11 protein-coding genes are annotated in these 13083 nt (G+C 48.8%); 2 read left to right on the top strand and 9 right to left on the bottom strand.

The genetic code is table 11. The annotated features are described in order from the left end of the window. The first annotated feature begins 19 nt into the window (after positions 1–19). Complete coding sequence (locus AB1611_22380; GenBank protein MEW6382320.1) at positions 20–643, top strand: V-type ATP synthase subunit D; 624 nt, start codon at positions 20–22, stop codon at positions 641–643. 56 nt (positions 644–699) lie between these two features. Continuing rightward, entirely contained in the window at positions 700–2115 is a 1416-nt protein-coding gene (locus AB1611_22375) for a M23 family metallopeptidase (GenBank protein MEW6382319.1), read from the top strand. Positions 2116–2426: 311 nt separating this feature from the next. Here AB1611_22375 and AB1611_22370 read toward each other — a convergent pair whose 3' ends face one another. The 9 genes from AB1611_22370 to AB1611_22330 all read right to left on the bottom strand — a co-directional run bounded on the left by AB1611_22370 (position 2427) and on the right by AB1611_22330 (position 13068). After that, positions 2427–4004, bottom strand: a complete 1578-nt coding sequence (locus AB1611_22370) for an ATP-binding protein (protein MEW6382318.1) — start codon at positions 4002–4004, stop codon at positions 2427–2429. A gap of 154 nt (positions 4005–4158) precedes the next feature. Next, a complete protein-coding gene (locus tag AB1611_22365; protein MEW6382317.1) occupies positions 4159–4635 on the bottom strand; it encodes a F0F1 ATP synthase subunit epsilon in 477 nt (158 codons plus the stop codon). Beyond that, positions 4632–6128, bottom strand: coding sequence for a F0F1 ATP synthase subunit beta (gene atpD / locus AB1611_22360; protein MEW6382316.1), 1497 nt, complete (start codon positions 6126–6128; stop codon positions 4632–4634). The genes AB1611_22365 and atpD overlap by 4 nt, the downstream gene beginning before the upstream one ends. Positions 6129–6191: 63 nt before the next feature. Beyond that, positions 6192–7124: an ATP synthase F1 subunit gamma gene (atpG, locus tag AB1611_22355; protein MEW6382315.1), complete on the bottom strand. Its 933-nt coding sequence runs from the start codon at positions 7122–7124 to the stop codon at positions 6192–6194. Positions 7125–7144: 20 nt separating this feature from the next. After that, positions 7145–8704: a F0F1 ATP synthase subunit alpha gene (gene atpA, locus AB1611_22350; protein ID MEW6382314.1), complete on the bottom strand. Its 1560-nt coding sequence runs from the start codon at positions 8702–8704 to the stop codon at positions 7145–7147. A 321-nt stretch (positions 8705–9025) separates the two neighbouring features. Then, complete coding sequence (atpF, locus tag AB1611_22345) at positions 9026–9526, bottom strand: F0F1 ATP synthase subunit B (protein ID MEW6382313.1); 501 nt, start codon at positions 9524–9526, stop codon at positions 9026–9028. A gap of 58 nt (positions 9527–9584) precedes the next feature. Continuing rightward, a complete protein-coding gene (gene atpE / locus AB1611_22340) occupies positions 9585–9845 on the bottom strand; it encodes an ATP synthase F0 subunit C (GenBank protein MEW6382312.1) in 261 nt (86 codons plus the stop codon). A gap of 63 nt (positions 9846–9908) precedes the next feature. Beyond that, positions 9909–10676 carry a F0F1 ATP synthase subunit A gene (locus AB1611_22335; GenBank protein MEW6382311.1) on the bottom strand — a complete coding sequence of 256 codons (768 nt, stop codon included), beginning with the start codon at positions 10674–10676 and terminating at the stop codon, positions 9909–9911. A 418-nt stretch (positions 10677–11094) separates the two neighbouring features. Further along, positions 11095–13068 carry a proton-conducting transporter membrane subunit gene (locus AB1611_22330; GenBank protein MEW6382310.1) on the bottom strand — a complete coding sequence of 658 codons (1974 nt, stop codon included), beginning with the start codon at positions 13066–13068 and terminating at the stop codon, positions 11095–11097. Positions 13069–13083 lie beyond the last annotated feature (15 nt).

Below are 13083 nucleotides of genomic sequence, written 5' to 3'. Positions count from 1 at the left end.
TTAGGGGTACCCGATAACCATGAGACTCAATGTAAATCCGAACAGGATGATCTTGCAGCGCCTTCGCAAAAGGCTGGATTTTGCCAGGCGCGGACATCATCTTTTAAAGGATAAACTGGAAGGATTGATCAAGGAATTTTCATCCCTGGTCGATGCCTATAGAAAGCAGAGAATCCTGGTTGACACTGCTCTTCCTGAAATATTGAAGACATTCCTCCTGGCCAAAGCCACCTCCTCTTCAGAGGAAATCATTGAGGATGCCTTAAATTATCCCAAAGGGAAATTGCTGATTCGAATGTCGGAAAAGAGTATCATGAATGTCATGATTCCTCAATTAACGATGGAGGGCAAGGTCGATTCATTTTCATACGGGCTTATGAATACGCCGCTGGAACTGGATTCTGCTCTCACTTCCCTGCAGGAAATTTTCCCTGAGATTTTGAAAATGGCCGAACTGGAAGCGACGGTAAGGCTTATGGCTCAGGAAATCGGGAAGATCCGCAGACGAGTTAATGCTCTTGAATATTTTCTCATACCACAGCTGGAAGAGACGGTACGATTTATCAGGTTTAAACTGGATGAGATCGAGCGTTCAAATAATTCCCGCCTCATGAAAATAAAAGATATTATCCGCGCACATTAACCAATGCCTGTCAGGTTTGAGTCAACATCCCAAAACCTGACTAAGAGGTCGATTTCATGAATAAAAGAATCCTTCTCCTTATTGTTATCCTTATCCTTACCATCGCTTTGATCTGGTCCTGGATCAGGAAGCTGGAATCACAGGGGCCGAAGATCAGCCATGATATCAAGGTAAAATATCTCAATAAACCTCAAACCCTGAATTTTCACATAGAGGACCTGGGAAGCGGCCTTCGCAGCATACACATTGCCATAGTACAACGTGATTCACAAAATGAAATCTATAGCGAAGAACTGCCTGGCAGCCTGCTCTGGAACAGAAAGAACACCATCCGCAAAACCATCCAGATACCTTTTGATCCGGCAGCGATGAAGGTCAAGGAAGGACCGCTTACGTTCGTGGTAACAGCCCGCGATTATTCCTGGCGGAACAAACTGACCGGAAATACCACGATCGAGGAGCAATCCTTTACCCTCGACCGGATACCGCCAAACCTCGTATGCCTGAGCACTCAGCATTATCTGAATCAGGGCGGCACCGGCTTTGCTGTTTACCAGACATCCGAAGATTCAATAAAAGATGGCGTCCAGGTAGGCGATGCCTTTTATCCCGGGTTTGCAGTCAAAACAGAAAGCAATCCCCTGGCGCATGTGGTTTATTTTGCGCTGCCCTATGATCAGCCGGACCCCAGAATCGAGTTGATCTCAGCGGATGAAGCGGGCAATGAAGCCAGAGTCAGCTTTTATTATCTCTTAAAGAAAAAGGCTTTCCGGCAGGATTCCCTGACCATCTCCGACGATTTCCTGAAAAAAAAGATCCCGCAATTTTATGCCATGGATAATACTTTGCCGGGAATGTCGCTGACCGATGCCTTTTTAAGAATCAATAACTACTGGCGGGATCAAAGCCACCGGCAACTCAGGGAAATTTGCCAGAAATCTCAGCCTGAATGCTTGTGGAAAGGAAAATTTTTACGGCTGCCGAATGCCGAGCCATCGGCCTTATACGCCGATCATCGTATCTATATTTATAATGGCAGTAAAATCGATGAGCAGACCCATCTGGGATTGGATCTGGCCTCGCTGGCTCACTCCCCCGTGCCCGCTGCCAACAGCGGCCTGGTAATCTACCAGGGTGACTTGGGGATCTATGGCAAAACAATCATCCTTGATCATGGCCAGAACGTCTTCAGTATGTACAGTCACCTCAGTAATTTCTCCGTCACCGCCGGTCAAAAAGTAACCATCGGCCAGACAATCGGCATTACCGGCGATACCGGCTGGGCTGGTGGAGACCACCTCCATCTTTCCATGATGATTGGCGGAACGTTTGTCAATCCGATTGAATGGTGGGATGAGCATTGGATAAAGGATAATATCGAGCTGAAACTGGGAATTCTGAGCCCTCCGCCCGCTCCGGCGGCGGCCCCGGCAGCGGCAACGGGAGGGAAAAAGCGGCACTGGCTTATGTAAGTGCCATTCTGTCTAAGACGAATGGCACTTACATAAGAATTAGTAATTTTCCCGCAGAGACGCTGAGACGCAGAGGATGTCATTGAAAAGTAAAAGTAAAATAAGTTCCTCCTTGTGCCTTTTTACTTTTTGCTTGCTTCCAGGCCGTTGACACATCGGGATATCCCGACTTTCATCAGGCCCTTGCCGGATTGGTTGCTCTCTGCGCCTCTGCGTCTCTGCGGGAGATCGTTTTCCCCTGTGCGCTTTGTGTTCTCTCTATATTATAAGCTTAGCTTATGTAAGTGCCATTCTGTCTAAGACCAATTCCCTCACATTCCCCAGATGGTAATCCTTTTGTTTTGATATTCCTCTTCCCGTTCGAATATTTTTTCCTCCCACTTTTTCCCTTCACTCCGGTCAAAGATCACCAGATAGCCCTGATCCGTATTGCATCGGTCCATATATTCAACTATCTGTTTCAGCCCCTGCTCAATAGTATCATCAAGCGATTTATAGAGTACCTTAAGCTCAATCACCACCTTTTGAATACCACCTTTATAAGGCCAGATAATGAGAAGGTCGGTCCGCATCCTGCCAAGACCATATTCCCTCTCGATGCGGCCTCCGCCATTGATGATCCTCTGAAGGAAGGCTTGCAGCAGCAGTTGAGGGCCTGCCTCTTTGTACTGAAACCGCTCCACCCAGTGCTCCGAATGTTCACGGAAAAATTCCTGAAACGAGCCAAGAAGCTTATTCATGTCGAGCTGGCCATTCGGACCAGTATACCATGAAGGCTGCTCCGAGATAGTGACCTGGGTGCTGTAGGTCAGCTCTCTGGGAATCACCTCCTGATAGATCCGGTTTGCTATGCGCAATTGCCCATCAACTCTCACTAATCCCAGGTCTATTACATATGACAGGTCTTCCGTAGGAATCTGCTCCGGCTCTTTAAGTCCCTCGAGTATTGGCTCAATCACCCGACGGACCCTGGCTTCCTGGAGTTTATCAGCCAACTGGTCGAGGTGGGTGTCCCTTCTCAGAATGATATTTTCTTTGGCCTGTTGAATCATCGTGGCTGAAATTTGCTTATTTCGGTCACGCCCCTCCTTCATTTTAAAACAAACCTCATAGCCCAAAGCATTTACCAGCCAGGGCTGGCCCTGGGTTAAGTTCCAAACCAGGTCCAGGGCTCCATCAGCAAATTCCTGGCCTGTCTCTTCCGTGTGCTCTCCATAAAGAGCCAATACTTCATCCCTGGAGAAGCTTCCAAGGCGAAGAGATTCTGCTTTTACATTAAAAGCGCTTCCCCCGGTAATAATCGCTTTGTCTGTGGCAGAATGTATCCGGTAGTCTCTCACATCCCGCACACCGCACAGCACGATGCTCTGAGGGAACATGGCCGGACGTTTGGAATATCCTGCCCGTAATTGACGTAATACGGAAATCAGGGTGTCTCCGATGAGTGAATCGATCTCATCGATAAAAATAACCAGGGGGAGTTGGCTTTCTTTGGCCCAAAGGGAAAGCAACTCACCCAAAGCCGCATATTCCCCACTTTCTTCCAGAACCTTCAACCATCGGGTTTTCAAGAAGTCATCTTTCAGGAAATCTACAGCACTGGAGGCCATCTCGCTCAGTATAGCCCTCATGCCCTGCCGCACTTCCTCTCTGGCAGCCTGAGCCGCTTCCACATTGAAGTACAAACACCGATAGCTGCCTGTAGCGTTGAGATAATCCATCAGCGCCAGAAGACAGGTGGTTTTTCCGGTTTGCCGTGGTGCATGGAGGACAAAGTATTTTTTCTGGGCAATGAGGGACAGTATTTCTTCAAGGTCAAGCCGTCCAAGGGGGGGTAAACAGTAGTGTTCCTCACACCTTACCGGCCCAGCCGTATTGAAAAAACGCATCTTTTCGGGTTCCCTCCCCTAAATACAAAAATAATTTCAGGAAAACACAAAAGGCACAGAGAAAAACACAGCGGCCAAAACCGCTGTCTCTCTCTCTGTGCCTGTTTTGTCTTTCCTCATCAGGCATAGCGTAGTGAAAGTGATTCCGCTTATGCTACTTATGATCGCCTGATTGATCCTTATACATATGGATGACCTCTTTCTTCACCTCTGCCTCAGCCCGTCTCTCGTCGAATTCAACCTTACCGACACGCTCTCCTTCCTCCAGCCAGGCTGCAGCCCGGCGTTTGGCCTGAATAGCGGCATGAAGTTCCTCTTTATCGGATACCCTTTCCGCTCCGGTTGAGAGAACCGTCACCCGGTTATTTCTTACTTCGACGAAGCCTCCGGCTACAGCCAGATAATAGGTCTTATCATCTTTTATGTAGCGTACCGGACATGCTGCCGGCAGGCTGACGAGCATAGGGGCATGATTTCTCATGATACCGAGTTCTCCCTCACCGGTCTCGCTTAAATTATACCTGAAGATGATAATTTCTACATCCCTCTCGTCAACGAGAACCTTTTCCGGAGATATCACCTGGAAAGCCAGTTTCTCCTGGCTGTTATGGCCTGCTTTCTCCTGGCTCATTTCTTTTTGCCTTTCTCTTCAAGGTCTTTGTAGCGGGAGGCCTGAGCCAGGGCTTCATCGATGTTTCCCACCATATAGAATGCCTGCTCCGGCACGTCGTCGTACTTTCCATCACAGATGGCCTCAAAACCACTCAGAGTTTCCTCAAGGGTGACATAGCGGCCCTGCATTCCGGTAAAAGTTTCAGCCACGTGGAATGGCTGGGTCAGGAATTTTTGGATACGCCGCGCTCTGGTGACTACCAGCCGGTCTTCCTCGGAAAGCTCTTCCAGCCCCAGAATAGCGATCAGATCCTGCAGGTTTTTGTACCTTTCAAGGTTCATCTTGACTTTGCGGGCTACTTCACAATGCCGTTCTCCGACAATCCAGGGCTCCAGAATCTGGGAGTTCGAGGCAAGAGGATCGAGAGCTGGATAGAGTCCAAGCTCCGCTACCTTCCTGGACAGAACGACCATAGCATCGAGGTGGGTAAAGACCGAAGCAGGACCGGGATCAGCCAGATCGTCAGCCGGGACGTAAACGGCCTGAACCGAGGTAATGGCTCCGCGGGCAGTGGATGCGATCCGCTCCTGCAAAGCACCCATTTCGGTAAAGAGAGTGGGCTGATAGCCGACTTCAGAAGGTACGCGGGCCCGCAGCAGGGATATTTCAAGTCCGGCCTGAACATAGCGGAAGACATTATCCAAAAAGAGGAGAACATCCTGCCTGGCCTCATCCCTGAAGTACTCGGCCATAGTCAGGGCGGTAAAGGGAACACGGAAACGGCATCCCGGAGACTCGTTCATCTGACCGTAAACGAGAATTGCCTTGTTGAGAACGTTGGAATTATACATTTCATGCCACAGATCGTTTCCCTCTCTGGTACGCTCTCCAACACCACCAAAAATCGACACGCCGGAGTGCTCCATAGCCACGTTCCGGATCAATTCCATAATGATAACGGTTTTACCGACTCCAGCACCTCCAAACAGGCCGACTTTCCCACCCCGGGGAAAGGGAGTGATAAGATCGACAACTTTAATTCCGGTTTCAAATACCTGAGGAAAAGTCTCGAGTTTGGCATAGGGTATCGGCGGTTTGTAAATAGGCTCGAATTTGTCGGTATCGACCGGCCCCCGCTCGTCAATGGTCTCTCCAAGGATGTTGAACATCCGTCCCAGAACAGCCTGTCCTACCGGCACACAAATAGGTGCACCGGTATCATAGACCAGGGAATCTCTTTGCAGGCCATCGTTGTAATCCAAGGCAATACAGCGGATTATCCCCTGCCCCATCAATTGGACTGCTTCCAGGGGGAGTCCGGTTTTGGGGTCATCAACTCTCAGCAGATTGTTAATCTGCGGCATATCGCCCGAAAACTGCACATCGACAACGGGTCCCAATACCTGAATCACCCGGCCAGCGGAATCTCCGTTTCCACCGCTGACTTTCTTGACATTATCCAGTTTTTCCTTCAAATCTAAGGAAATATTATCATCCATTTCCTTTGGCATGGAAATAAAATCCTCCCTCAAGCTGACTTGGCAGCTATTCTTACCCGATCATCGATAAAAAAGTTATAATAAGCCGCCTGCTTTCTTGGCTGCTTCCAGCTCAATTACGTTTGCTGCGCTTAAGATTCCCAACAGGTCCAGGGTTATCAAGTCCCTTCGCATCTTGTTATAGCTGATCCGCAATTCCCGCAGGGTTTCCTCTGCTCTGTCAGAGGCCTCTTCCATAGCCATCATCCGTGCACCCTGTTCACTGGCGTAGGACTCAAGCAGCATATCGAAAACATGGATCCGGAAATACGTCGGAATAAGGTCTCTCAAGATGGAAATGGGATCCGGCTCATAGATCCAGTCCTCGAAGACCTGATATTTGCCTGCAGCCAGGACATCGAAACTCAACGGGAGCATCTTTAAAATTGCCGGCTCCCGTTTGACCGGGCTGTAGAATTTCGTATAGGCACAGTGAACCTCATTGACATCATCCTGATTAAAGAGCTTGACCATAGTCACCAGCAGGTTGATGGCATCATTGATCGACACTCCTTCCTCAGACCATTTTTCCATACCAAGGATAGGGATTTTCGTCTTTCGTCGAAAAAATTCCTCGCTTTTAATGCCCTTGCAATAGACGGCACATGTCTGGCCCTCCCCCTGCAATTCCTGGATCCTGCTCTGGGCCAGTCGGCCAATCTGTCCGTTATAGCTCCCGCACATGCCGATATCAGAGCCAATGACCACAAAGACGATTTTTCCCCCTTCAATGCGCTTTGACCGGAACAGCGGCGAAATATCCGCAACTCTATCGCCCATTTCTGCAATATAGTAGGATTGAACGTGAACAATTTCCCGCATCTTTTCTGCATAGGTCCGCAGGGAGATCGCCTTGTTTCTCGAACGGGCTAACTTGGCGGCAGCAACGGTGGACATGGTTTGAGTAGTTGCCTTGATATTATCCACACTCTGGATGTGATGCCGTAATTCAATCAGTTTTTGTGACATCGATTTATCCCTTTAGCCCGTCATTTCCCCTGCATTACCTTGTCGCCCGCAGTAAAAACGCTCTTGAATTCGGTAATTGCCTTTTTCAACAACCCTTCGGTTTCCTGGTTGACATCTTTCAGTTCGAGAATTTTGGCGAATATTGCAGGAACATTCTGACGAATATAGGTGACAAACTCCTTTTCAAATTCACTCATCCTCTTGACCGGAATGTCATCTACAAAACCGTTGACTACTGCATAAATGACAGCGATCTGCTCCTCGACCGGCATTGGGGCATATTGAATCTGCTTGAGAAGCTCCCGTCCGCGTTCACCACGGGCCAATTGGGCTTTGGTGGCCTCATCCAGCTCAGCCCCGAATTTTACGAAGGCAGCCATTTCATGGTACTGTGACAAGTCCACCCTCATACGACCGGCTACTCGTTTCATACCCTTCAGTTGAGCGGCACCACCAACGCGGGATACCGAAAGACCGACATTGATAGCAGGCCGGAAACCGGTGTTGAACAACTCGCCCTGGAGGTATATCTGTCCATCGGTAATCGAAATAACATTGGTTGATATATAGGAAGTAACATCTCCACCCAGGGTTTCGATAATGGGCAGGGCCGTTAATGAGCCTCCTCCCAGATCATCTCGCAGTTTGGCCGCCCTCTCAAGAAGCCGCGAATGGATATAGAAAATATCACCCGGATAGGCTTCCCGGCCGATCGGTCGCTTGAGCAGGGCGGACATTTCCCGGTATGACATGGCATGCTTTGAAAGATCATCGTAGATGACCAGGGCATGCCGCCCCTGCTCCATGAATTCCTCGCCAATGGCGCAGGCAGTATAGGGAGCAAGGAACCGGAAAGCGGTCTGTTCATTCGACAGGGCGGCAACGATAATCGTGTGCTTCAGAGCGCCTTCTTTCTGGAGGACGTGAACTACCTTGGCTACGGCTGCTGCTTTTTGTCCGATAGCGCAATAGATGCAGATCAAATCGGAGTTTTTCTGGTTAATGATGGTATCCACGGCCAGAGCGGTCTTGCCGATCTTCCGGTCACCGATAATCAGCTCCCGCTGTCCCCGTCCAATCGGAACCAGAGCATCGATGGCTTTGATGCCGGTCTGCACCGGCTCACAGACCGATTTCCTGAGCATAACTCCGGGGGCTTTGCGCTCGATCAACCGGAATTTGTTGGACTCGATCCTTCCCTTGCCATCGATCGGCATGGCCATGGCATTGACGATTCTGCCGATCATCCCGTCTCCGACCGGAACCTGCATCAGCTTACCTGTACTGATTACCCGGCTTCCCTCCGGCACCTCTTCCTCGGGAGTGAGCAAAATGCATCCCACACTGTTGCGCTCCAGGTTGAAGGCCATGCCGTAGCCGCCGTTTTCAAACTGGACAACTTCGTTGTAGCCGACCTTCCCCAGGCCGGATACGCGGGCGGTTCCATCTCCGACTTCCAGAACTATTCCCTCGTGGCCGATATCATCCACTTTAAAAGCTGGCTCAGTGGACTCAATAAGCTGCCTGATCTGGCTCGTTACATCACCAACCTTGGCAACATCGATTCCTTCCCGCAGCATTCGCAGCTTTTCCTCAAGCGCATCGGCAAAGGAATGCCGGATATCCAGGTTGATTTTTAATTCTTCAGTCAGGAAAAGAACACTCCCTTCCTGCTTTGAATCCTCAAAAACCCGGATTTGGATCTTGCGGTCAGCCATTTCTGACAGCTTTTGTTCCAGGCTGTTCACAAAATTGTTATTGAGAGGAACAGAGGTGAGGAGGATCAGCGGTAGCTTACATTCGGAGAGAACCTCTTTCAAATCCTGCTGTAAAATATCTTTCATAACCTTAACCTTCCCTGACGACCCTTATTCAGAAGTCAGTTACTCTGGGATTAAAAGTTAATTAGTCATTCCTCCTCGCAGGTATGACTGCCTAAGGCTGTGCCCAACGGCACTTTCAATTAATGCTTTCTGATGATCCTCATTAATTGATCCATACATGACTTTCCGGGAAGCCAAGGATACCAGATCGACTAACATGGAATACATCTCCCGCCGGATCTCTTCCTTTTCGCGCTCAATGCCTGCTTTGGCCTCCTGAACAACTACAGCCGCTTCAGCCTTGGCTTGAGCGATGATCTGATCCGCAGTTTCCCGGGCCTTTTTGAGAATTACTTCTCCCTCCTGCCTGGCTGTGAGTACGATCTTTTCTCCACTCTCCCTCAATTTCGCTACTTCCGCCCTCGCTGCATCCGCTGTAGCCAGCTCTGCGGCAACCTTGGCCTTCCGCTCTTCGAGAATATCGAGGATTTTCTGAAAGAAAAATTTCTTCAGAAGAATCATGAGCACTACAAAGTTAAGTATACTAAACAAAAACTTTACAAAGTTAAACCCTAGCATGGTTTATCCACCTTTACTGAGTATGGAAAATGAAAAAGGCTTACCCTCTCTTTTCTGCTTAAACGTGAGGAATATACGGATTTCCGAAAAGAAGAATCAAGGAAATCAGCAAGCAGTAAATGGCCAGAGCTTCAATAAGAGCCATAGCGATCAGCATGGTGGTGAAGGTTCTCCCGGCCATTTCAGGTTGCCTGGCAATACCTTCCAGTGCAGCCATACCAATTTTCGACATACCCAAAGCCGCACCCATGGACCCGATAGCAATAGGAATAACCGCACTAAAGGTTGCAACCATTTTCAGCAAGCTCATACTATCCATGATAATTATACCTCCATTCAAAAATTAAAAGTTAAGTTGATGGGTAATGCTGCTTTCGTTATATTAATGGTGAATTGCAGCTTCTTCTTTCAGATAAAAAGTGCTTAACATGCAAAAAACAATTGTCTGAATTGTAGCCGCCAGGACGTCGATCAGGAGAACTAATAAGGGAATGAATAACGGTACAATCATTTTATAGGTTCCCATGGCTACCTGAGATACCATGGCATATACCGTATGCTCGCCAAAGATATTCCCGAAAAGTCGAAAAGAAAGCGACAGGAGCCGGGCACCGTTATCCATTACATGGAGGATTATCAGTAACCCGACAATAATTCTCATCATCGAGGAAAACAGGAAGCCGCTGAACTTTTTCATAATGCCGGTTTTTTCCTCTTCCCCCTCCGCCTTCTGAGTCAGCTCCGGATAAGGATTGATCCAATCGGTTATATACTTTTTGGGACCTTTCAGTTTAATACTGAGAATGTGGATACCGACAATCGAGATAACCGCCAGTGCGACGGTCGTGCTCAGATCCCCGGTAGGACATTGGGTGAAAGGTATGAGGAGGAAGATATTCGAAACAAGGATAAAAAGGAAGAATGTTCCGAGAAAGGGGAGGACGAGCGGCATAAGCTTCTTGCCTAACTCGGGCTCAAACATGTTGAGCATAAACTCGACAAGACCCTCGGCAATATTCTGGAGACCTTGCGGCACCCCCAGGTTTTTCTTGCTCAGGGCCAGTTTTGAAAATACAAACAATCCCCCGGTTACAACCAGGGTCCAGAAAAAAGACTCACCAATACTGAGGAAATGAATACCCTGTCCCATGCACCCTCCTAACCACACAATAACGCTGCTTAATGTACCATACTGTCGTAAATTTTATGACAGTTACCAATAAAAGAATAACAGATACTCAGACAAATTTCAAACGGAATTCGGGTAATTTGACATAAAAAATACATCACTTGCTGGGGAATTGAGGCCGAAAATAGTTTCATGGAATTTGATTTTTGGGATTATAGCATTGTGAATTTCAAGCTGTCAAGTACGATTTTCGACCTGCTGTCATAAAAACTCCAGCAGAAATCATCTCTCACTCAAGACAGCAGTATACGTCAGCCCATATTTCATTCTACAACGAGTGAGTAAATATCGGCAGATTTGAAGATTCATCGTTACATCGCAGGAGCGAGGAGCCAGCAGATGAGGGTGGTCAGTGGCCAGTGGCCACTGACCACTCATATCAATCCTCGCTGATCAGCCACAATTCAACCATGATAAAGGAAACAATTCTGTCCCAGACAGCAAGAATTTTTCGCACCGGTCCCAACAGGGAGAGAAAGAAATCATAGCCCCGCTGATACCAGTAAGCCACCGTAAGCTTTTGAGGTATCGCCAGATCAAACAAATGGATGCCATAGTCGAACATGAAGTAGATCGAAGTTCCAATAATCACGACTCCGACGTTCTGGATATTATGAAGAGTTTCCGGGCCCAGCAGTGACCAGGTTTTGGGATCATAGAGGAGTGGCAGGGTGGACTTCACGCTTCCTGCCAGGGCATGGCTGTTGTATATGAGGTGATAGGCGTGCGAAGCCGGATTAAAACCGAAAAGAGCCAGCAGCGGGCCGATGATATATTCGAGCAGCAGGTTCGGCCATATGCCGATTACGATGATCGCTCCGCCAAGGCAGGCAAGAGCAGCCCTCATGGCCCATGTTTCCCGGTATACCGGCGGGGCCTTGGGCTGGAGGTCGGTCAGGGACGAAGGCAGGAAGACAGCGATAAACATCTTGATGATATAGCAGAGGGTTCCTGAGGCAGTAATCAGAAAGATGAATTCGGCAAACCTCAACCATGGATCGGGCTGGTGGAAAGGAGAAAAGTGAGCGGAATGCTCGTAGGCTTCCACGATAGCATGGTGCAGCATGGTTTTACTGGCAAAACCGCCAAACCCGGGAAAGCCTGCGATGCTGAAAGCCGCTATTACGTAAACAGCGGCAGTCATCGGCAGGTGCTTCCACAACCCGCCAAGTTTATTCATCTGAAGCTCGCGGGTAGAAAAATAGACTACTCCGATAGCCAGGAACAGGGCGGATTTAAACAGGGCATGATTGATGACATGATACAGGCTCCCGGCCAGTCCCATGGCCCCTTCAGCGCCTAAATACAGAGCGCATCCGATCCCCAGAATAATATATCCCATCTGACTGACCGTAGAGTAGGCCAGGACTCTTTTGCAATTTTTATCCAGCAGGGCATTGACCATTCCGCCGAACATGGTTATCACGCCGGCAAAGATCAGGATATAACCCAGAACAGCCATAAGGTACTCTGTCTCAACCGTAATCGGAGTAAACAGGGTATACAGGCTTCTGATAATCCCGTAAATTCCGACCTTGACGATCAGGCCTGACAGTATGGCGCTGGCCGGTGTCGGAGCTACCGGATGAGCCTTGGGCAGCCAGACATGGAGGAAGAACATGCCTGCCTTGATGCCGAAGCCGGCAATGAAACCGAAGGTGATGAGATATTTGAGTGGAGTCGAAAGCCGGCTGTTCACCAGCTCTGAAAGCGGCTGGATAGCGGTTGTTCCGGTATAAAAGGAGAGAATGACGATCGATCCAAGGATCAGGAGACCGCCTATAACACTCATGAAAATATAGAAGTTGCCTGCGGCCATGGCTTCAGGTGTTTCTTCATGGATGACCAGGACATAGGAAAAAAGAGTCATCAGCTCGAAAAAGATGAACAGGGAGAAAAGATCTTTGGTCAAAAAGACAGCCAGGTTGGCTCCAAAGGTAAGGAGCATGAAGAGAAAGAACCTCCCCTGAGCATGCTCATGGGCCATATAGCTGGTGGCAAAGAGAAAAGCGACAGCCCAGACAAAGGCGGTGATGAGGACGAATAAAAACCCGATGCCATCGAGACCGAGAGAAAGGTTGACGCCCAGGATGGATGGCAGGTTATAGGCGATTCCCTGATAGCAGCGTCCGCCGATATGAATCCCCGGGACTGCCGCCTGATACAGTGATAGTACCAGGGCCAGAGTGGTCAGAGAGGTCAGGATGACCAGGACATTCCTGAGCTTGTGATTTTTGTGGCAGAGCAGGGTAAGAAGAGCACCCAACAGGGGTAAAAGAATGATGATTGCCGGAAGTGCTGCTTTTTGACTGATGGCCGAGGTTAAAACCTGTATGGTTTGAGAATGATCCATAGTGTTTTCCTCCCT

The sequence above is a fragment of the bacterium genome (assembly GCA_040755755.1).
Lineage (GTDB): Bacteria > SZUA-182 > SZUA-182 > DTGQ01 > DTGQ01 > DTGQ01.
This window is presented reverse-complemented; position numbering and strand designations above follow the sequence as displayed.